Annotated in this window: 19 protein-coding genes and 1 tRNA gene; 8 read left to right on the forward strand and 12 right to left on the reverse strand. The window is 59.4% G+C overall.

Annotated features, from left to right (window positions below):
- Positions 1 to 44: 44 nt before the first annotated feature.
- Entirely contained in the window at positions 45 to 968 is a 924-nt protein-coding gene (gene rpoH / locus J8Z04_RS08515) for an RNA polymerase sigma factor RpoH (protein ID WP_043558106.1), read from the forward strand.
- Between the two features lie 152 nt (positions 969 to 1120).
- On the opposite strand, the gene J8Z04_RS08520 is transcribed toward rpoH, so the two are convergent.
- Positions 1121 to 2314: a phosphoglycerate kinase gene (locus tag J8Z04_RS08520; RefSeq protein WP_192848399.1), complete on the reverse strand. Its 1194-nt coding sequence runs from the start codon at positions 2312 to 2314 to the stop codon at positions 1121 to 1123.
- Between the two features lie 2 nt (positions 2315 to 2316).
- The gene (gene gap / locus J8Z04_RS08525; protein WP_043558101.1) at positions 2317 to 3339 is read right to left on the reverse strand and encodes a type I glyceraldehyde-3-phosphate dehydrogenase; all 1023 of its coding nucleotides are present in this window, start codon (positions 3337 to 3339) and stop codon (positions 2317 to 2319) included.
- A 143-nt stretch (positions 3340 to 3482) separates the two neighbouring features.
- Between gap and J8Z04_RS08530 the strand changes: the two genes are divergently transcribed.
- Positions 3483 to 3956 (forward strand): hypothetical protein, encoded by a 474-nt coding sequence (locus J8Z04_RS08530; protein WP_192848398.1) that lies wholly within the window; start codon positions 3483 to 3485, stop codon positions 3954 to 3956.
- Positions 3946 to 5496: a glycosyltransferase family 2 protein gene (locus J8Z04_RS08535; protein ID WP_192848397.1), complete on the forward strand. Its 1551-nt coding sequence runs from the start codon at positions 3946 to 3948 to the stop codon at positions 5494 to 5496. The genes J8Z04_RS08530 and J8Z04_RS08535 overlap by 11 nt, the downstream gene beginning before the upstream one ends.
- Before the next feature lie 21 nt (positions 5497 to 5517).
- On the opposite strand, the gene J8Z04_RS08540 is transcribed toward J8Z04_RS08535, so the two are convergent.
- The 6 genes from J8Z04_RS08540 to hpnH form a co-directional block, all read right to left on the reverse strand.
- Complete coding sequence (locus tag J8Z04_RS08540; protein ID WP_143539921.1) at positions 5518 to 6498, reverse strand: hypothetical protein; 981 nt, start codon at positions 6496 to 6498, stop codon at positions 5518 to 5520.
- Positions 6499 to 6670: 172 nt separating this feature from the next.
- Positions 6671 to 7033 (reverse strand): arsenate reductase, encoded by a 363-nt coding sequence (locus J8Z04_RS08545; RefSeq protein ID WP_192848396.1) that lies wholly within the window; start codon positions 7031 to 7033, stop codon positions 6671 to 6673.
- Between the two features lie 93 nt (positions 7034 to 7126).
- Positions 7127 to 7201: transfer RNA gene (locus J8Z04_RS08550), tRNA-Thr, on the reverse strand.
- 56 nt (positions 7202 to 7257) lie between these two features.
- The gene (dksA, locus tag J8Z04_RS08555; protein ID WP_043558086.1) at positions 7258 to 7671 is read right to left on the reverse strand and encodes an RNA polymerase-binding protein DksA; all 414 of its coding nucleotides are present in this window, start codon (positions 7669 to 7671) and stop codon (positions 7258 to 7260) included.
- Between the two features lie 285 nt (positions 7672 to 7956).
- Positions 7957 to 9249: a hemolysin family protein gene (locus tag J8Z04_RS08560; protein WP_043558084.1), complete on the reverse strand. Its 1293-nt coding sequence runs from the start codon at positions 9247 to 9249 to the stop codon at positions 7957 to 7959.
- Positions 9250 to 9324: 75 nt separating this feature from the next.
- On the reverse strand, positions 9325 to 10524 hold the full coding sequence (gene hpnH, locus J8Z04_RS08565; RefSeq protein ID WP_043558082.1) for an adenosyl-hopene transferase HpnH: 1200 nt from the start codon (positions 10522 to 10524) through the stop codon (positions 9325 to 9327).
- A gap of 357 nt (positions 10525 to 10881) precedes the next feature.
- Here hpnH and J8Z04_RS08570 point away from each other — a divergent pair, with 357 nt between their 5' ends.
- From J8Z04_RS08570 to hpnK, 4 genes are all read left to right on the forward strand, one after another.
- Positions 10882 to 11535, forward strand: a complete 654-nt coding sequence (locus J8Z04_RS08570) for an ABC transporter substrate-binding protein (RefSeq protein WP_192848395.1) — start codon at positions 10882 to 10884, stop codon at positions 11533 to 11535.
- A gap of 172 nt (positions 11536 to 11707) precedes the next feature.
- On the forward strand, positions 11708 to 12883 hold the full coding sequence (gene hpnI, locus J8Z04_RS08575; protein WP_192848394.1) for a bacteriohopanetetrol glucosamine biosynthesis glycosyltransferase HpnI: 1176 nt from the start codon (positions 11708 to 11710) through the stop codon (positions 12881 to 12883).
- 83 nt (positions 12884 to 12966) lie between these two features.
- A complete protein-coding gene (gene hpnJ, locus J8Z04_RS08580) occupies positions 12967 to 14391 on the forward strand; it encodes a hopanoid biosynthesis associated radical SAM protein HpnJ (RefSeq protein ID WP_043558074.1) in 1425 nt (474 codons plus the stop codon).
- 158 nt (positions 14392 to 14549) lie between these two features.
- Positions 14550 to 15386: a hopanoid biosynthesis-associated protein HpnK gene (hpnK, locus tag J8Z04_RS08585; RefSeq protein WP_081563411.1), complete on the forward strand. Its 837-nt coding sequence runs from the start codon at positions 14550 to 14552 to the stop codon at positions 15384 to 15386.
- 81 nt (positions 15387 to 15467) lie between these two features.
- On the opposite strand, the gene J8Z04_RS08590 is transcribed toward hpnK, so the two are convergent.
- On the reverse strand, positions 15468 to 16454 hold the full coding sequence (locus J8Z04_RS08590; protein ID WP_192848393.1) for an adenosine kinase: 987 nt from the start codon (positions 16452 to 16454) through the stop codon (positions 15468 to 15470).
- Between the two features lie 251 nt (positions 16455 to 16705).
- Between J8Z04_RS08590 and J8Z04_RS08595 the strand changes: the two genes are divergently transcribed.
- Positions 16706 to 17206, forward strand: coding sequence for a bactofilin family protein (locus J8Z04_RS08595; RefSeq protein WP_043558067.1), 501 nt, complete (start codon positions 16706 to 16708; stop codon positions 17204 to 17206).
- 94 nt (positions 17207 to 17300) lie between these two features.
- On the opposite strand, the gene J8Z04_RS08600 is transcribed toward J8Z04_RS08595, so the two are convergent.
- The 3 genes from J8Z04_RS08600 to trxA all read right to left on the reverse strand — a co-directional run bounded on the left by J8Z04_RS08600 (position 17301) and on the right by trxA (position 19775).
- The gene (locus J8Z04_RS08600; protein WP_192848392.1) at positions 17301 to 17987 is read right to left on the reverse strand and encodes a GcrA family cell cycle regulator; all 687 of its coding nucleotides are present in this window, start codon (positions 17985 to 17987) and stop codon (positions 17301 to 17303) included.
- A 146-nt stretch (positions 17988 to 18133) separates the two neighbouring features.
- Positions 18134 to 19324 (reverse strand): ribonuclease D, encoded by a 1191-nt coding sequence (gene rnd / locus J8Z04_RS08605; RefSeq protein ID WP_408610216.1) that lies wholly within the window; start codon positions 19322 to 19324, stop codon positions 18134 to 18136.
- 121 nt (positions 19325 to 19445) lie between these two features.
- Positions 19446 to 19775 (reverse strand): thioredoxin TrxA, encoded by a 330-nt coding sequence (gene trxA / locus J8Z04_RS08610; RefSeq protein WP_043558061.1) that lies wholly within the window; start codon positions 19773 to 19775, stop codon positions 19446 to 19448.
- Between the last annotated feature and the right edge of the window lie 176 nt (positions 19776 to 19951).

Here is a 19951-nt window from a genome sequence, read left to right on the forward strand (position 1 = left end):
TCTGCCCGCCTCTTCCCCAGTCGGGTGCAAGGAGTCGAAGTCGCATGAAGTCTCCCTCAACTCTTCCCGCCATCGGCCCGGAGACCAACCTTTCCCGTTATCTTCAGGAAATCCGGCGGTTCCCCCTTCTCACCTCCGAGCAGGAACTCGCTCTTGCCCGCCGCTGGCGTGACAAACACGACAGCACGGCGGCTCATGAACTGGTAACATCCCACCTGCGCCTTGTTGCCAAGATTGCCATGAGTTACCGGGGCTATGGTCTGCCTGTCAGCGAACTGATCAGCGAGGGCAATATCGGCATGATGCAGGCTGTCCGCCGTTTTGACCCGGAGCGAGGCTTCCGGCTGGCGACCTATGCCATGTGGTGGATCAGGGCAGCCATTCAGGAGTACATCCTGCACAGTTGGTCTCTGGTGAAAATGGGCACGACCGCTGCCCAGAAGAAGCTCTTCTTCAACCTCCGCCGCCTGAAAGGGCAGATGCAGGCTTATGAGGAAGGCGACCTGCAGCCAGAGCAGATTGATCATATTGCCAAAACACTGGGCGTGCCGGAGCAGGATGTCATCTCCATGAACCGCCGCCTTACGGCACCTGACCACAGCCTGAACGCCCCGCTCCGTGCAGATGGCGAGCAGGAATGGCAGGACTGGCTTGTGGACCAAAACGAGAATCAGGAAGACACGCTGGCCGAAAGCGAGGACATGAGCGGGCGCAAGGCTCTGCTTGCCGAAGCCATGCAGACGCTCAATGACCGTGAGCGCCACATTCTGACAGAACGCCGCCTGAAGGAAGACCCCTCCACGCTGGAAGAACTCTCCCATCATTACGGTGTCTCCCGTGAGCGCATCCGTCAGATTGAAGCCCGTGCCATGGAAAAATTGCAGAAAGCCATGGCCTCCGCCGTCAAGGAACGCCGCAGGGAACAGGGCTTCTCCGAAGAAGAGGTGGCCGAAAAAGTCAAAGCCTGATCCCCACCTCCTCCTTCAGAACTGCACTGAACAGAACGCAGCGGGGCCATACCCTAGCTGCGTTTTTTCATGCAACAGGAAGAAACAGTAGACACAAAAAAGGCGGCGTCCCGAAGGACACCGCCTCTTCCGTAAAACCAGCGAAACTGATCTTACTTGGCGCGCAGCACCTCAACACCCGGAAGGGTCTTACCCTCCAGCCATTCAAGGAAGGCACCGCCAGCCGTGGAGACATAGCTCATACGGTCAGCCACGCCAGCGTGACGCAGGGCAGAAACGGTGTCACCACCGCCAGCCACTGTCAGCAGCTTGCCTTCTTCGGTCAGCTTGGCAGCGGCACGGGCCACTTCCACGGTTGCCTTGTCGAAAGGCTCGATCTCGAAAGCACCCAGCGGACCGTTCCAGACAAGAGTCTTCAGGTCAGCAAGATGTTTGGAGATCAGCTCGGCTGTCTTCGGGCCAGCATCAAGGATCATGGTGTCTTCCGGCACCTTGTCCACCGGCACAACCTCGGAGGCTGCACCTGCCTTGAACTCACGGGCCACGACGGCATCCACCGGCAGGACCAGCTTGCAGCCTTTTTCCTTGGCGCGGGCGGCAATCTTGCGAGCCGTCTCATGCATGTCGGATTCCTGGAGGGACTTGCCAACCTTCACGCCTTCAGCAGCGAGGAAGGTGTTGGCCATGGCCCCACCAATGAACAGAACATCCACCTTGTCCAGCACGTTGCCGATCAGGTCCAGCTTCGTGGAAATCTTGGACCCGCCAATCACGGCGCCGACAGGGCGCTTCGGGCTTTCCAGCGCAGCGGAAAGAGCCTTCAGCTCAGCTTCCATCAGGCGACCAGCATAGGCCGGCAGCAGATGGGCCACGCCCTCTGTGGAAGCATGGGCACGGTGGGCAGCAGAGAAAGCATCATCCACATAGATGTCCCCGTTGGCAGCCAGTGCCTTGGAGAATTCGGGATCGTTCTTCTCTTCCTCAGCGTGGAAACGTGTATTCTCCAGCAGGAGAACCCCGCCATCCTTCAGCGCATCCACAGCCTCTTTGGCCTTGGGGCCCACGCAGTCCGCAGCGAAGGCGACCGGGCGGCCAAGCAGCTCACTCAGACGTTTGCCAACCGGTGCCAGCGACATCTCGGGAACGACCTTGCCCTTGGGCCGGTCGAAGTGGCTGAGAAGGATGACCTTGGCCCCCTTCTCAGTCAGCTCACGGATGGTCGGCAGCACACGCTCGATACGGGTCGTATCGGTAATGGCACCCTCATGCATGGGGACATTCAGGTCAGCGCGGAGAAGTACGCGTTTGCCACGTACCTCCGCCTTATCAAGCGTGCGAAAAGCCATGATCAGAGTTTCCCGAACAGAGATGCCGTGTCGGACATACGGTTGGAGAAGCCCCACTCATTGTCGTACCAGGCACAGATACGGACCAGCTCACCACCATCAACCAGCGCTGTCTGCGTGGCATCAAAGGTGGAGGAGAACGGAACGTGGTTGAAGTCGTGGCTCACCAGCGGCTCCGTGTTGTAGCCGAGGATGCCCTTCAGGCGGCCTTCGGAAGCCTCACGGATGGCCTCGTTGACTTCCTCGACGGAGGACGGCTTGCGCTTCGGCACGAAGTCCAGGGAGACGAGGGAGACGTTCGGCGTCGGCACGCGGATGGCCGTGCCGTCCAGCTTGCCCTTGAGGTGCGGCAGAACCAGACCAACGGCACGGGCAGCACCCGTGGATGTCGGAATGATGTTGACCGCAGCGGCACGGGCACGACGGGGATCCTTGTGCAGCGTGTCGATGGTGCGCTGGTCACCCGTGTAGGAGTGGACGGTCACCATGTAACCACGCTCGATGCCGAACTTTTCATCCAGCACGGAAGCAACCGGGGAGAGACAGTTCGTCGTGCAGGAAGCGTTGGAGACGATCTGCATGCCCGGCTTCAGGGCGTCGTTGTTCACGCCGTACACGATCGTGGCGTCGGCATCCTTGCCCGGAGCAGAAACCAGCACATGCTTGGCACCGGCCTTCAGCAGGGCAGAAGCCTTGTCACGGGCCGTGAAGAGGCCTGTGCATTCCATGGCCACATCAACACCCTGGAGCGGAATCTCTTCCGGGTTGCGCTGGGCTGTCACCTTGATCGGACCGATGGTGCGGCCCTGGTGGGTCTTGATGAGCAGATCACCATTGACGACCTCGACCTCAGCCGGCAGACGACCATGAACGGTATCGTACTTCAGAAGGTGAGCGTTGGCCTCCACGGAGCCGAGATCGTTGATCAGAACCGGCTCGACGTCAGTGCGCCCGCTTTCGATGATGCCACGAAGAACCAGACGCCCGATACGTCCGAACCCGTTGATTGCAATTTTAACGGCCATTGGTCGCTTCCTCCGTAATTGGTAGCTAAAGGACTCCTTATCCATAGCACCACTGCCAGAGAGCAACAGAGGGAAAATGAAGTTTTTGAAGCAGCCCTGCTTCCCTCTTGCGTCATGCCCGGCTTCCTGTAACCTGTTGTTTTATGATGGCTCTCTCTGTCCCCCGCTCTCTTCTGCGATTCCGCTCCACTGCCCTGCTTCTGCTGACGGCGTCCCTCTGCGGCTGCAATCCCATCGATCAACGCACGTTCGATGCGCAGGCTGGCAGGCCTCCCAGAACGGCCACCCCGGCCCTGCCTGCTCCCGCCCCGAAAAAACCGGCCTTTCTCCAGATTGCTGGCGGCACACCAGAACGGGATTACGGGCCAGCGGTGGAGAAAGCCACCAAACTTGCACTGGGCCGCAAGAGCAACATCCTGTTCATCATCCAGGGCATGGCTCCCATGCAGCAGACGCCTGAGGCCGAGAGGCAGTCCCTCCAGCAGCTGACAGAGACGCTCGTCAACCCGGTCGCCAGCCATGTTCTGGCAGCCGGTGCCCGCCCCATCCAGCTGGAGATGAAAGTCGGCTCCAGCCCGACCGTCCAGAACAACATGGTCCGTATTTATGTCCGATAGGCACCCTCGTCTCACATGTGCCGTCCTTCTCAAGCAGGCAGACCATACCCTGCCGGGGTGGCTGGCATGGCACCTGGCCCTCGGGATTGAGCATATCGCCATCATTGATGCTGGCGCTTTTGATAATGTGCGGCAGATTGTCCAGAGTCTCCAGCAGGACTGGCCCCTCTCATGGCACCCGGTGGAGCTCCGGGAAGAGCTGAGCCCGGAAGGACGGCGCCTTGAGCTGACCCGGCAGGCCATCACCCACCTCCGGCAGATCACCCAGAACATGCCTCGGGACGTCCAGGAGGAAGCGGAGGGCGACACCATTCCCGTAGAGGACTGGATCATCATTCTGGATGCGGATGAATATCTGTCTCCTACCCGCGAACTGGCACGCCTGTTCCCCCCATCCACGGATGAAATCGCTGCCATGGCCATACATTGGCGGATTTATGGCAGCGCCGGGCATGTTCAGCCTCCTCCGGGGCATGTGGTGGCCAACCATCTCTGGCACGCCATGCCCTCTTTTGCCGATCACCGGTTCGTCCGGCTCATGGCCCGGCTGGACAAGCTGCCCACCCCAGCCAGACTGACCGATGCGCATATGCTGGGCCTGCTGCCGGAGCAGATCATCCGGGCGGATGGAGAGCCCTACCAGCCCGACAGGGAAACCCTTCCAGAAAAACCCTGGGCCGGTGGCTGCATCCAGCATTACATCTGCGCACTGGCCCATGGTGAGGACGAACTGCCTCCACCCATGCGGGCCCACTACAACCGCAACGAACAGGTCACCCCTCCACAGGAACGTGACCTCCGGGCCATGCGCGTGCTCTCCAACCGGATGCGGGAAAGCACACTGAAGGCGGGGCTCTCCCGTTTGCAGAAGCTCGTGGAGCCGCAGCTTGAAGAAGCACGTCTGCATTATCAGGAAGATGCCACAGCACTGGGCATCCGGGACCTTGTGCAGCACGGAACCTTCCAGTACGAGCGGATACGCCCCTTCACCCAGAGTGGCCTGCTGCTGAACAACCAGTTTTCAGCCCGCTATGAAGCCGGACAGACCGTCCTTCTCCGCTTCCCTGAGGGCAGACTCCTGACGGGGGACCAGTCGGACCACCACGAACCACTCATCGGGTTCTGGCTGAAGAGCACTCCGCATCTTCTCACTCTCCATGAGCAGGACAGGTCATCCTTCACACTTGGAGATGCACCCTGCCCGTTTGGCATGGCCAGCCTGCGCATCACCTTCAACACACAGAGGCAGGCCATCCATCTGCCACACGAAACAGGCCATGCCAACATGCCGCTGGAGCTGATACCGACCAGCACAGCGCCTGCCTGCCTCTTCACACCGCTACCCCCCGTTGATGAGCCGGAGGGCCTGAGCGTGCACGGGCTGCTCACATGGCTTGCCGGGCACCCCGGCCTTCCACCACATGACCTGGCACGGGCACTGCTTCTGCTATCTCCGGATTCTGCTCAACATTTGCACAATCTGGCTCCCATGCTGGGGGAATTTCTTCCATTACGGCCCCGGCCTGAATTCCTGCCCTGAGGCCCCACAGGAAAGGGGGGCTCAGCCCCCCTGAAAAAGATGGTGCAGGCCCCACAGGCTAGCTGCAACCAGCCCCCCGCCGAGACACAGCCCTGCCAGAAACAGAAAAAGTGGTGATGGGGAACTGGTCTCCCCGGGACGCTCTGCCAGGGCAGCAAGACTGGCCCGCAAGGCTGCCAGCTCTTCCTGATGTGCCCGCTCTTCATCCTGATGCTGCCGCACCACGCTGCTCTGCTGCCTTATGAAGGTCGCCGCCTCCACAGTCGTCCGGAAAAAACAGTCGACCATATGCGGCAGAATGGCAGAAGGCAGCCCATCATCTGCTGCGGCGTCATAGACCAGAACACGATAGGCCGGACAGTGCAGCAGCGCCTTCATGAACATGGCGGACTCCGTCTCCACCGCCTGTGCACCGGCAATGACCAGAAAAACGATATCCTCTTCCACCCCATGCAGAGACTGGCCTGCTGCCCCATCACCCTGCACGGCACGGAATGTCACGTTCCGTTCTGTCCAGAAACCACCAAGGGCCTGCTCCATGCTCTTCAGCCGGTCCACCCCGACACCAATACCCAGCAGCAGCATCCGCGCCCCTTCACGGGTTGGAAAGCTGCGCCGCTGGGGCGGCGTCCCTCGCAGAAACTGCAACAGCTCTTCCCGCTGCCTGTCGGCCTTCTCTTCTGCATCCCGCCCGACGGCCAGAACCTCAAAACGGGGCATGACCTGTCCCTGATGCAGATGCGCCCTCAACAGGCCGCAGACACGCACACGTTCTCCCGCATGAAGCCCGTCTCCCTCCAGCAGGGAAGGGGAGATGTCCAGCAGAATGGCCGTGCCCGTCTTTTCATCCAGCAGGGGCGTACTTTCCCGACGGCGCCAATGGTCCGGCCGCACCTCCCCAATCACCCCTCTGACAGTAACGGGCATCTGCCAGTCTTCAAAACGGGCGCATATCTCCGAAAGGCGGCGTCGGAACAGGAGCTGTACCTGCTCGGGCGCCATGACAGGAAAACCCTTTTCCGGCCTCACCGAAGGAGCCACAGAGGACCGCCGTGAAAACACCTCCATAACTGCACCTCCTTCTCAAAAATAAAGGCCCCGAAACTGGAGCCTTCTCTATCATCTCATGAACGGAACGGCGAAGAGCCTTCCCTGCATGCCTGACAAACCATGGTCAGGCTGTCGGAGCGAACAGCCCTTCATAAAGCTCAGGCCGGAACCCCACCGTAACGGTCTTTCCGCTCTCAAGCACGGGGCGACGCACCAGGGTTGGATGCTCCAGCATCAGCGCCACGGCACGGGCTTGTGTCAGGTCCTGCCTCTGTGCCTCATCAAGACGGCGAAATGTCAGGCTGGAACGATTGAGCAGCTTCTCCCACCCTACAGCTTCAACCCAACCTTCCAGCAGGGCAGCTGTCAGCCCGTCCTTGCGAACATCATGATAGCGGACGGGAATCCCCCGGTCCTCGAGCCACTTCATGGCCTTCTTCACCGTAGAACAGGTCTTGATCCCGTACAGAACAACCGTATCAACCATAATGACCGTGCCTCTCCAGCAAGGAAACAGAAGACATCATATTATCAGGAAAAAACAGGAGACAGATAAGAGGCTTCATCAAAAACTGAAGAATGGTGCTGCTGGCGAGGATTGAACTCGCGACCTCTCCCTTACCAAGGGAGTGCTCTACCACTGAGCTACAGCAGCACTGCTGTCCCATGGCGGGTTAACTAACCTGTTCGCCCCCGCCATGCAACCCCTAATCAGTCGTCCCGATAAATCTTTTCGTGCCGCTCGTGCCGTTCCTGCGCCTCCAGCGACAGGGTGGCAATCGGACGGGCCTCCAGACGCTGGAGCCCTATCGGCTCACCCGTTTCCTCACAGTAACCGTAAGAACCATCCTCAATCCGGGCCAGAGCCATGTCGATCTTGATGATGAGTTTGCGGGCACGGTCCCGGGTCCGCAGCTCGAAAGCCCGGTCCGTCTCCACGGTGGCACGGTCTGTCAGATCAGCCTCACGTATCCCACCCTCGGAAAGGCTGGCCAGAGTTTCCCCCGCCTCCTTGAGAAGGTCCATCCGCCAATGCAGCAGCTTCTGCCGGAAATAGGCAAGCTGCCGTTCATTCATGAACTCTTCATCATCGGAAGGGCGATAGTCAGGTGAAAGCGTGATCATGCAGAACTCCCTCTCGCAGAGCTTCCCTCACCTCACCGCTCCAAAGCGAGACGGGCAGAGAAGTCGGATGCCCGGGTTATATCGACCCCACCAGATAACGCCAAGACAGAGAACCGCTTTTTTTTAAATGGATACTCCCTGTCATCCCCAGAATATTGGCAGATTCCTCCTTCCCCTATTTTATGAAATATAATTCACAAGAGATATTCATTGTGAATTTACAAAAATTATACTTGTAATTTAATCCATATTAACTGATTTTCCCCAGCATATAAGGGGGATTTTTCAGTTCTTCGCCAAGGCCCAACGGCTGGCCCGGACCCGCAGAACACGCCGCCGCTCCATTTCCAGCACCTCAAAAAGCCAGCCAGAGAAAACCACCTTGTCCCCCTTGGCAGGCACCCGACGCAACAGGGCCATGAGAGCCCCTCCCAGAGTATGATAACGGCCATCATCCGGTGGTACGGCGATATCCAGACGGACACAGACATCATCAATCGGCATGGTGCCATCAAGGATATATTCCTCCTTGCCACCGGATTCAGAATTTTTCTGTGCGGCCACGTCCAGCGCCTCATCACCAATAATGGCCTCGAACACATCAGAGGGGGTCACGATCCCTTCGAAAGAGCCATACTCATCAAAGACAAACACGATCCCGAGGGAAATCCCCTTGAGGCGCTCGATCATCCCCTGTGCGGTCAGACTGTCCGGAATGGCAGGCGGGGTCCGCAATACAGCGTCCACGGACAGGGGCAGACCCAGCAGAAGCCTGTCCATCACATCCTTGGCCAGCATGACGCCGACAGGATGGTCCACATCACCATCACAGACCACAATGCGCCCGTAAGATGACTGGCGCAGTTTCCTGGCCAGTGTTTCCTCATCAGCATTGCGATCGACCCAGAACAGCTCGTTGCGGGGAGTCATGATGGCCCGGACGGGGCGATCCGCCAGACGGAGCAGACGCTCGATGATGGCCCGCTCCTCCGTTTCCAGTATTCCGGCCTGCATCCCCTCCTGGAGGACAGCCTTCAGCTCTTCCTCCGTCACCGTCACACGGGGCATGGAGCCGAGGCCGATCAGCCGCAGGACCATGTCCGTCGTTTTGCTCAGCAGCCAGACGACCGGCCTCGTACACCAGGCCAGCACCACCAGGGTGGATGAAAGATGGATGGCAATGGTTTCCGGGCGCCGCAGGGCTATCTGCTTCGGCACAAGCTCACCAAAGACGAGCATGGCAAAAGTGATCGCCGCCACGACACTGATGATGGCCAGCTCCCCCGCAAAAGGCTGTGGAATGGCCAGATGTTCAAAAAAATGCTGAACTCCCTCCTCCAGCTGGCTGCCCCCGAAGGCACCTTCCAGAATGGAGACAAGGGTCATGCCGATCTGCACTGTCGGCAGGAAATTCTGAGGGTTTTCAGCCAGCTTCAACGCCCGCTCCGCACCGGCAACCTTTTTCTGTGCCAGATTGGAGAGCCGGGCCCGCTTGGCCGAAATAAGCGCAAGCTCCCCCGTGGCGAAAACGCCATTAAGGAAAATCAGAAGAACAATTGTCAGGACAGGAATCATCATGAGGCCATCCTGCCCTGATCTGCCCCATGCCACAAGGACAGACGGGACAGTCAGGGCAGGAAGACAGGGCGTGCCTTACTTGGCAGCCGGAGCAGCCGGGCCTTCCATACGGCCATTGATGCGGACACGCGGCCCACGGGCCGGCTTCTTGCCGCTTTTGGCTTCTTCGCCTTCGATACGCTCGAGCTGGCGGGCCACTTCATCATCGTAGCCATAAGAGGCCGGACGCTGGTTGGCCAGAGAGATTTCCGGAGCCATCGGCTTTTCCGTCTCCGGCCCCTGAAGAGCCACCTTGATGAAGTGCAGCGGGCGGCGGACCGCGTCCATCACGGCCGTGGACTCGTACCCGGAATGGACCATGCAGTCGGCGCATTTTTCATAAGCACCTGTGCCGTACTGGTCCCAGGCCGTGTCGTCCATCAGCTCCTTGAAGGTCTTGGCATAGCCTTCACCCAGCAGGTAGCAGGGGCGCTGCCAGCCAAACACGGTACGCAGCGGCTTGCCCCACGGCGTGCAGTGATAGGTCTCGTTCCCGGCCAGGAAGTTCAGGAACAGCGGGGACTGCGTGAACCGCCATTTGTGGCCCTTGCCAAGGCGGAAGATGTCACGGAACAGCGTCTTGGTCTTCTGGCGGTTCAGGAAGTGTTCCTGATCCGGCGCACGCTCATAGGCGTAACCCGGAGCCGTCATCACGCCATCCACGCCCAGCTTCATGACCTCATCAAAAAAGGCAGCCACACGCTCGGGCTTCACACCATCAAAAAGGGTGCAGTTGATGGAAACACGGAAGCCCTTGGACTTGGCAAGCTTGATGGCCTTGACCGCACGCTCGTACACGCCTTCCTGACAGACGGACGAATCGTGCATCTGCTGGTCACCGTCCAGATGGACATCCCATGAGAAGAAAGGAGACGGCTTGTAGTCGTCGATCTTCTTCTCCAGCAGAAGGGCGTTGGTGCAGAGATAGACATACTTCTTGCGGGCCACCAGACCTTCAATGATCTGCGGCATCTCCTTGTGCAGCAGCGGCTCGCCACCGGCCACGGCGATCACAGGGGCGCCCGCCTCGGTATCAGCATCCATGCACTCCTGATAGCTCATGCGCTGATTGAGGATCTTTGCGGGGTAATCAATCTTGCCACAACCTGCGCAAGCCAGATTGCAGCGGAACAGCGGCTCAAGCATCAGCACCAGCGGATAGCGCTTGCGTCCTGTCAGGTGCTGCTTGAGAACGTACCGTCCAACTCGGACAGCCTGCATCAATGGTACGGCCATTATAATCCTCTGATCATTCTCTCCATCGGGGCTGCATCACGGTATCAGGACACCCGTGCCCAGCCATGGAACATCCCTCCATGACCGGGACCCACCACGAAACCTGCCGGTTCCTTCGCAGAAGCAGCCGGGAATTGCAAGCACAAGAGAAGCTCCCTCCCCTGGTTGTCACAGGCTCCCGGCACCACATGCACCCGCTATAACGCCGACAGACTCGTTCATTCAATGATAATGCGCTATACTGCCGCCCCGACTGTAGCAGATTCACCACAGTGACGCGGCATCCTACAGGGACCCCGTGCCAAGAGTCTCATGGCCTCTTGCATGGACAGGAACATAGGAGGAAAGAACATGCACATGAAACGTTGTCTTATGTTTTCCATCAGCATGATGGCCTTGCTGGCAGGCGTCCCCGCCGCCATCGCCCCTATCTCCGCCCATGCGGCCGGGCGCACCCCCGCCGCCCCGGCAGGGGCAGCCACACCACAGGCCCCGATCAGTAGCCTCTACAAAGCACTTGAGCAGTCCGAACAGTCCGGGGCTGGCATCGGCAGGCGCAGCGCCATGATCGCCCCACTGGTTGACCAGGCCTTCGACATGGATGCCATCCTCAAGCGTTCGGTCGGCCTGCATTATGACCAGCTCTCCGCTGATGAACGCAGTGCCCTCATCAATGCTTTCAAACGGTTCACCGTGGCCCGCTATGCCTCCACGTTCAAGCCTGGGACGAATGCCGTTTTCACTGTCAGCCAGACTACGGAAGAAGATGGACGCACCATCGTCCACACGACCATCGGCAACAGGAATGACTCCGCCGAATCAGCCACACCCATTGACTATGTGATGGTCAAAGGCCCGAATGGCTGGCGCATCGTGGACATCCTGCTGGATGGCCATATCAGCCAGGTTGCCGCCCAGCGTTCCGACTTCAAGACCATTTTCAGCCAGAGTGGCGCCAATGGCCTGGCTCGTACGCTGACAAAGAAAGCGGATGATTTTCTACAAGACTAAAACCGGATTGCATGGCTTTTCTCTTTCCAGCTCTCTCTGACAACGTATCAGGCCATCAGAAACGTCATGACATGGCTGGCAGAGCTGTTCTGCCAGCCAGGCAGACGACCATGATGCCCCTCTGGGGAGCTCTTCCACACCAGTTCCATCATTCCTACGGACACTCCTGCTGATGCCCTCACTGCTTGCGATCGCCTCTGCCGTAAGCGGCATCTTTTCGCTGGCTGGGCATCTCCAGGGGGCCATCGGCACCGGGCTGCTGCACCGTTTCCGCCGGACAGCCCATATCCCCGATGAAACATTGAGCCCCCTGCACCATGATGGCACCCTGCCAGCCGTAACCATCATGAAACCCCTTCACGGGGACGAGCCGCTGCTGGAAGAGGCTCTGGAAAGTTTCTTCAGGCAGGATTATCCGGCGCCCCATCAGATCGTCTTCGGCCTTCAGGATGAACACGACCCGGCACTGGCCGTCGTCCGGCGCCTCCAGAAGCGCTACCCCGAACGGGACATATCTGTCGTCATCGACCAGACAGAGCACGGCCCCAACCGCAAGGTGGGCAATCTCATCAACATGTTTCCTGCCTGTAAACATGATGTCCTGATCATTTCTGATTCCGACATCCATGTCAGCGCAGACTACACGGCCAGCATCGTACAGGCACTCCAGCAAGACGGCGTGCAGCTTGCCACAACCCTCTATGCAGGCCTGCCCGCCAGCAACACGCTCGTCCGCAAGCTGGGGGCATGTGGCATAAATACAAACTTCCTTCCCGGTGTCATGATGTCCCGCCTCATGGGGCGGCAGGACTGCCTGGGGGCCACCATGGCCCTGCGGCGCAAGCATCTGGAAGACATCGGCGGACTGGAAGCTCTTGTCCAGCATGTGGCTGATGACGCCGTGCTGGGGCAGCTCATCCGCCACAATGGCGGCAGAATTGCCCTGGCATCCACCATCTGCCAGACAACCGTTGCCGAAACGGGCCTGGGGGCCCTCTTCCAGCATGAACTGCGCTGGGGACGGACTGTCCGCAGTGTGGAGCCTGTCGGTTATGGTCTTTCCGCCCTCCAGCTGCCGCTCTTCTGGGGCAGTCTCTGTGTCCTTTTTGCACCAGCCCGGTTTTTTTCCTGGGCACTGCTGGGCGGGGGGCTGCTCTGCCGCAGTGCCATGACGTGCCACATCGGACGGCTGACAAACTGCGCCATGCCCGGCCTTTTCCCCCATCTCATCTTCCGGGACTGGCTGTCGGCCGCTGTCATGGCTGGCAGCGCCCGTGGCACGCAGGTGACCTGGCGGGGGCAGTCGCTGCACATCTCCCGTGGCAAAAAACTTCCGAAGTCCCTATAACAAGCTCAATTAACCTTGTGTGCCCCTTTTCCCGTCAACGAAACCGGCGTTGACAGGCCCGACATTATCAGGAGTGTCCGTTCATGTTGAGAACACTGTTTCTGCAGCCCCCATCTTTTGATGGCTTTGATGGCGGTGCTGGCTCACGCTACCAGGCAAAGCGGGAAATCCGCTCCTTCTGGTACCCCACGTGGCTGGCCCAGCCTGCAGCAATGGTGCCTGGCTCACGCCTGATCGACGCTCCCCCGGCCAAGATGGGCATGGGCCCCATCCTTGAGGATGTGAAGAATCGTGATCTGGTGATCATGCACACCTCCACGCCGTCCTTCCCGTCTGACGTCCGTGTGGCCAAGATGCTGAAGGAAACCAACCCGAAGCTGAAGATCGGCATGGTCGGAGCCAAGGTGGCTGTCCAGCCTGACGAAAGCCTTGCACAGGGCAGCCCGATCGACTTCGTGGCCCGCAATGAATTCGACTTCACCATCAAGGAAATTGCCGAAGGCAAGCCCCTTGCCGAGGTGGATGGCATCACATGGCGCAATGAGAATGGTGAGATCATCACCAACAAGGACCGCGCCATGATTGAAGACATGGACAGCCTGCCTTTCGTGACGGAAGTGTACAAGCGTGACCTGAGAATTGAAGATTACTTCATCGGTTACCTGAAACACCCGTACATCTCCATTTACACGGGCCGTGGGTGCAAGTCCCGCTGCACCTTCTGCCTCTGGCCGCAGACAGTGGGCGGGCATCGCTACCGCACACGCAGCCCGGAGCATGTGGCAGCCGAGATCAGGCTTGCCATGAAATATTTCCCGCAGGTGAAGGAATTCTTCTTTGATGATGACACCTTCACCGATGACCTGCCCCGTGCCGAGGCCATCGCCCGGGAGCTTGGCAAGCTGGGCGTGACGTGGTCCTGCAATGCCAAGGCCAATGTGCCTTACGACACGCTGAAGGTGCTGCGGGACAATGGGCTGCGCCTGCTTCTTGTCGGGTATGAAAGCGGCAACCAGCAGATCCTGCACAACATCAAGAAGGGCATGCGCATCGAAACGGCCCGTGAATTCACGAAAAACTGCCACAAGCTGGGCATCAAGATTCACGGAACATTCATCGTTGGCCTGCCGGGTGAGACAAAAGAAACCATCCGTGAGACCATCGAATATGCCAAGGAGATTGACCCGCACACCATGCAGGTGTCTCTGGCAGCTCCCTATCCGGGGACCTTCCTGCACAAGCAGGCCTCTGAAAATGGCTGGCTGAATGAAGACGAAGCTGAGCTGATTGATGAGAACGGCGTGCAGATCGCCCCGCTGCATTACCCGCATCTCTCCCATACGGAAATCTTCAAGAGCGTGGAAACCTTCTACAAGGAGTTCTACTTCCGCCCCTCCAAAATTTTCGCCATCGTCAAGGAAATGATTACGGACCCACAGATGCTCAAACGCCGCCTGCGTGAGGGTGTGGAATTCTTCCAGTTCCTCCGTCAGCGTCACTCCTCCTGACACTGGCCTGAAGCGACTGAACAGGGAAAAGGCGGCCTCACCAGAGGCCGCCTTTTTCATGACATGCCCTGACATTCACATAAGAGCCTGATTGAGGCATCATGCGGGCCCACTGCCACACAGGGCCACCCTCTCACCTTCCTCCCACGAGCCAGACCATGACAGTTTCCTCCCCCCGCCGCGTCATTTTCTCTGCTGATGATTTCGGCATGAGCGTGGAAGTCAATGAAGCAATCGAGGAAGCCCACCGCAATGGTCTCCTCAGCACAGCCAGCCTCATGGTGGCCGCCCCTGCCTTTGAGGATGCCCTGCGGCGGGCAAAAAGACTGCCCAACCTGCGGTTGGGGCTTCATCTGGTCGTCATTGAAGGGGATTCCCTGCTGCACCTCCCCATCATTACGGACCAGAAGGGCTGGTTTGGCAGCAATCAGCTCCAGCTGGGCCTCCAGTATTTTTTCTCGCCCACCACACGTGCTGCCCTGAAAAAGGAAATCCATGCCCAGTTTGAGCAGTTCGCCCGTACAGGCCTGCAACTGGATCATGCCAATGCCCACAAACACATGCACCTGCACCCAACCATCGGGCAGATGATGATCCAGACGGGCAGAACCTACGGACTGCGAGCCATCCGCACTCCCATGGAACCTGCCGGCCCACTGGGGGAAACGCCCAGCCTTGGCGACCAGGCCCTGGAGCAGTGGACCCGTGTCCTGCGCCACCAGATTCGCCGCGCTGGCATGAAAACCAATGATTCCTGCTTTGGCCTGCGCTGGTCCGGCCATATGACACCAGAACGCATCCACAGACTGATCCCACAACTGCCATCTGGTATCAGTGAAATCTATTTTCATCCGGCAAAAGGCCAGAACAGCCAGATGGCAAGCCTCATGCCCGGCTATCAGCCCGAACAGGAACTCGCCACACTCACGAGCCCTGCGACAAAAGAGCTGCTCGCTGCCCACAACATACAGACCACCACATGGGGTGCTCTCTGACCCTCCCCATCCACAACCTGCAAAAAAGGCCAGCCCTCGAACCGCAGGGCTGGCCCTTTCTCTATCCCGGCTGCATGAGCCTCAGGCTTTCAGGGCGAAGCCTTCATCAGGGCGGCCTCCAAGACGGGCAATGACATGGCCTGCGGCCTCATTCCCCAGCGTGGCGCACTCCACCAGAGACCGCTTCCGGCCATATCCAGCCAGAAAGCCAGCAGCGAAAGCATCCCCGGCCCCCGTCGTATCAACAACCTTCACAGGCTTTGTCGGAACATCATGCCGTGTAGCACCAGCCTGCACGACAGCCCCTTTCTCACCCCGTGTCACGACACCCAGCGCCACATCCCCAGAGAGAGCCTTCAGGGCCTCATCAAAATCTTCCGTCTCGTAAAGGGCCAGGATTTCCCCTTCATTGGCAAACAGGATATCAACCGATTCCGACACAAAAGAACGGAACGCCGCCTGATGACGCTGGATGCAGAACGCATCTGAGAGTGTCAGGGCCACTTTGCGCCCCGCCTCATGGGCCAGACGGGCAGCCTGATAGAACGCCTCCTGCGCCTGCGGACGATCGAACAGATACCCCTCCAGATAGGTGATGGCCGAGCCAGCCACGACATCGGCCATCACATCCTGCGGGGTGAACTCCACACAGGCGCCCAGATAGGTGAACATGGTACGCTGACCATCCGGCGTAATCAGCACAATGCAACGGGCCGTCGGGATTCCCTCTTCCCCGGCGAGCGGAACAGACGGAAAGGCAATGCCCTGCGCCTTCATGTCAGCCATGAACTCTTCACCAGCCCTGTCAGCAGCTACCTTGCCCAGATAGGCCGTTTTCGTTCCCATACGGGCAGCCACAACGGCACTGTTGGCAGCCGAGCCCCCACCGGCCACCTGCTCGACACGAATACGCTGTTCGATCCGTGCCATCGTGGGGGCATCAATCAGGGTCATGCTGCCCGGAGTGGCACCAAACTCGGCCAGCATCTCGCTGCTGACGGTGGCCAGCACATCCACAATGGCATTGCCAATGCAGAGAAGGTCATATCTGGGAGCAGTGGAAGACATAAATGGCGACTTTCTTTCGTTTTCAGGCGATCAGCCTGATACCATAACGCCCGTGGCGGGCATATCAATGCCTCTTTGCCACCCGGCATTGACAGGTTATGAAAAAGCCCCCTTTACTGGTCCCGCCACCTGGCCAGAAACATCTTCTGGCTCTATCCGGGTCGTACACCTGCTGGAACGGTGTTCCGGTATCATGTTTCAACCGCTCTGCCGTGATGCAGCCCACTCCAACCACCCGACCAAAGGAAATCATGTCTCTTCCCACGCCTCCCTCCCCCATGCCCGGTTCTGCGCCCCGCCAACGGGCTTCCTCCAGCCGCTTCAGTGGTCAGGACAAAGGCGGCTACACCGATAATGCCCGTACGCTGGTTGTCCATAATGGCATCACCATCCGTGGTACTGTCGAAAACATCGAACGCCTCATCATTGAAGGCACGCTTGAGGTAGACCACCTCACCGTCAAGGAGCTCGCCGTCGCCCCAGACGGCTGCTTCCGTGGCAAGGTCGAGGCAGGAAGTGCAGAAGTCTCCGGTACGCTGGAGGGCGAACTGACCGTTCGCAACACGCTCACCATTCGGGCCAGCGGACGCCTGCTTGGTGATGCGGAATGCCGTCGCCTGCAGGTGGAAGAAGGCGGGCAGATCACCGGCAAGCTGGGCATGATCACCGCACCACTGCCTGGCACGAAAGACCATCCCCACAACCACCCCCATGAAACGGCCGAGGCCCCAGCAGGCAAGCTCAAGGGCTGACCTGCCCCCTCATCATCTGGAAACGGAAAAGGCTGCCATTCCTGCACGGGATGGCAGCCTTTTTCATGACAGCCCGCAAGCCGCAGTCACGCTCTCAGTGACGACGATCCCGAATCTTCACATAAGCAATGGCGGCATGTTCCGCACAATAAGGCTTGCCGGGCAGTGGTGTGGCACCGCAGAAATGGAAATCTGGCGTGCCGGGATCTCCGAGAGGCCACTGGCATGTCGGCCCCTGCCGCAAGGTGCGATCGATCGTATCACGCACACGCCGCGGCGGAGCCACCTTACGCTGGGCGACCGGCGCTGCTGGACGTGCCGCTGGCTCGGCTGCTTTGGGATTTTCAGCAGGAGCCGCTGCAGCTGCTTTCGGAGCTGATGCCTTGGCTGGCTTTTCGGCTCCGGCCGGTCTGTCCGCCTTGACACTGGCTGGTTTTGCCGGCTCCTCCGCAGCAGCAGGAGACACTTTCACCACCTTGGGAGCCGCAGCCTTTTTCTTCTCCGCAGGCTTGGCAGGCGCTGCGGAGGCGGCCTTCTCCTCCACAGCCTCAGATGTGGCCTCGGCCTTGCGGGTCCGGGTACGTGCCGGTTTGGCAGAGCCCTCCGCTGCGGCCTTGTTACGGATGGGAGACGGACGAGGCGGCAACCCAAGGCGATGAGCCTTGCCGACGACCGCATTCTTCGTAATAGAAAGCTGACGGCCAATCTCAGCCGTTGAGAGACCCTGCTCCCAAAGCTCCTTGAGCCGCGCGATCAGCTCATCTGTCCATTCCATAGCCATCCACGTTTTCTCCACTCGTTCCCACAGCACACAGCCATGGCGGTCTCCCACCATGCTTAGCAGAAACCGGGCCAACCCAAAACCGGCCCCATCTCCTCACCTGCCGTGTGGCTCATCCACCAGCGCAGTTTCCGGGCAACAGGGCTTCATCCCCTGTCCACGACCTGCAACTGGCCTTTACTGACAAACAGAACCTTCTCCCCCCGGAGCAGGGCCTGCGCCTCATGCCCGAACAGTTCGGCCCGCCATCCTTTGAGAACCGGCAGGTCCGTCTCCCCCTGCGCCAGACGCTCCAGCTCATCCGAGGAGGCAATCAGCCGGGCTGCCACGCGCCCTTCCTCACTCCGGGCCGTAAGAAGAACCTTGAGCAGAGCCAGCACACCGGAAGGCGCACGGGGCCGCTCCGCCTTGCGTTTGTGCGGCAGTTCCGGCCGCTCGCTCTCCGGGCACTGCTCCCCCTGCTGTACGGCAGCCAGCAGATCACGCCCCAGATCACTTCTGGCAAAATCAGCCGTGACACCACGGATCCGTGCCAACGTCCCGCTATCATGCGGACGGGCCACGGCAATCTCCAGCAGGCTTTCATCACGAATGATTCGCTGGCGGGGCATATCCGCCTGCTGGGCCGCTTCTTCCCGCCATGCAGCCACCTCCCGCAGGACAGCCAGTACCTTCCTGTTGCCTGTGCGGGGTTTCAGCTTCATCCAGAGCCCTCTGGGATCCGGCCGGAAGAGGCTGACTTCCCCCAAAGCCGCAAGCTCATCCTTCACCCAGGGCAGGCGGCCCTGTTCCTCCAGCTGGCCCAACAGCTTTTCATAAATGACCCGCAGATGGGTCACATCCGCACTGGCGTAGGCGATCTGCGCCTTTGAAAGAGGCCGGGCTGCCCAGTCGCTGAAACGGTGTGACTTGTCGATGCCCTGGCCTGTCATGGCAGACACGAGATTGTCATACCCGACCTGCTCACCAAACCCGGCCACCATGGCCGCTACCTGCGTATCAAACACATTGACAGGCAGCTGGTCGAATAAATGGAGGAAAATCTCAAGGTCCTGCCGGGCAGCATGAAAAACCTTCACGCACGCAGGCTCTACCAGAAGAGCCGCCAAGGGAGACAGGTCAATGCCCGGCACACAGGCATCAATCAGGGCAACATCCTCACAACCACCAAGCTGGACAAGGCACAGGCGGGGCCAGTAGGTTCTTTCCCGTACAAACTCCGTATCCACCGTCACGAACGGTTCGTGACGCAGCTTCTCACAGAGGGATGCTACCCCAGCCGAGGTAGTGATCATGACAGGGGCAGGAAAATCGGGCTTTTTTGACATGGCGGACATTCTACACCGTCTGCCGGAAACTGACCATCTCCCTCATGCGCTCCCCCTTTATGAAAACGGCCCGGCAGCAGGGTAACCCCTGCCATCCGGGCCTCATGCCATCCGCCATGGCAAAACGGCATCAATCGATATGGGCCTCCAGCCATGCCTTGAGCTGGCTCTTCGGCAGGGCGCCCATCTGCTGGGCAACCGGCTTGCCCGCCTTGAAGAGGATCATCGTCGGAATGCTGCGCACACCGAAGGTCGTCGGGGTCTCCGGGTTGGAGTCGATATCCACCTTTGCCACCGTGACACGGCCCTTGTAATCCCTGCCGATCTCATCCAGCGCCGGGGCAATCATACGGCAGGGGCCGCACCATTCTGCCCAGAAATCCACCAGAACAAATCCCTCAGCCTTCAGGACATCCGCCTCAAAGCTCTGATCCGTCACAGCTACTGTATGCTCGCTCATGATATGATCCTTCCCCACACAAACACGATCTCACCTGTAGTGTCTCTGCCATAGATCAGACGCAGTGACCAGCAGCACACCCCACCATGACCGGGGCCTCATATGCCCTCATGAAATCATGACTTCTCCGGTACTGTTACCTTCGCAGATGGACCATCTACTTGAGAAACAGGTAT

Source organism: Bombella apis, assembly GCF_018221685.1.
Classification (GTDB): Bacteria; Pseudomonadota; Alphaproteobacteria; order Acetobacterales; family Acetobacteraceae; genus Bombella; species Bombella apis.

Coding starts and splice junctions, on each gene's coding strand:
- J8Z04_RS08590 (WP_192848393.1), bottom strand. CDS start 16,454: ATGTCTTCCACTGCTCCCAGATATGACCTTCTCTGCATTGGCAATGCC.
- J8Z04_RS08545 (WP_192848396.1), bottom strand. CDS start 7,033: ATGGTTGATACGGTTGTTCTGTACGGGATCAAGACCTGTTCTACGGTG.
- trxA (WP_043558061.1), bottom strand. CDS start 19,775: ATGAGCGAGCATACAGTAGCTGTGACGGATCAGAGCTTTGAGGCGGAT.
- J8Z04_RS08520 (WP_192848399.1), bottom strand. CDS start 2,314: ATGGCTTTTCGCACGCTTGATAAGGCGGAGGTACGTGGCAAACGCGTA.
- rnd (WP_408610216.1), bottom strand. CDS start 19,324: ATGTCCGCCATGTCAAAAAAGCCCGATTTTCCTGCCCCTGTCATGATC.
- J8Z04_RS08560 (WP_043558084.1), bottom strand. CDS start 9,249: ATGATGATTCCTGTCCTGACAATTGTTCTTCTGATTTTCCTTAATGGC.
- dksA (WP_043558086.1), bottom strand. CDS start 7,671: ATGATCACGCTTTCACCTGACTATCGCCCTTCCGATGATGAAGAGTTC.
- J8Z04_RS08595 (WP_043558067.1), top strand. CDS start 16,706: ATGTCTCTTCCCACGCCTCCCTCCCCCATGCCCGGTTCTGCGCCCCGC.
- hpnI (WP_192848394.1), top strand. CDS start 11,708: ATGCCCTCACTGCTTGCGATCGCCTCTGCCGTAAGCGGCATCTTTTCG.
- rpoH (WP_043558106.1), top strand. CDS start 45: ATGAAGTCTCCCTCAACTCTTCCCGCCATCGGCCCGGAGACCAACCTT.
- J8Z04_RS08530 (WP_192848398.1), top strand. CDS start 3,483: ATGATGGCTCTCTCTGTCCCCCGCTCTCTTCTGCGATTCCGCTCCACT.
- hpnK (WP_081563411.1), top strand. CDS start 14,550: ATGACAGTTTCCTCCCCCCGCCGCGTCATTTTCTCTGCTGATGATTTC.
- J8Z04_RS08540 (WP_143539921.1), bottom strand. CDS start 6,498: ATGGCGCCCGAGCAGGTACAGCTCCTGTTCCGACGCCGCCTTTCGGAG.
- hpnH (WP_043558082.1), bottom strand. CDS start 10,524: ATGGCCGTACCATTGATGCAGGCTGTCCGAGTTGGACGGTACGTTCTC.
- J8Z04_RS08535 (WP_192848397.1), top strand. CDS start 3,946: ATGTCCGATAGGCACCCTCGTCTCACATGTGCCGTCCTTCTCAAGCAG.
- gap (WP_043558101.1), bottom strand. CDS start 3,339: ATGGCCGTTAAAATTGCAATCAACGGGTTCGGACGTATCGGGCGTCTG.
- J8Z04_RS08570 (WP_192848395.1), top strand. CDS start 10,882: ATGAAACGTTGTCTTATGTTTTCCATCAGCATGATGGCCTTGCTGGCA.
- J8Z04_RS08600 (WP_192848392.1), bottom strand. CDS start 17,987: ATGGCTATGGAATGGACAGATGAGCTGATCGCGCGGCTCAAGGAGCTT.
- hpnJ (WP_043558074.1), top strand. CDS start 12,967: ATGTTGAGAACACTGTTTCTGCAGCCCCCATCTTTTGATGGCTTTGAT.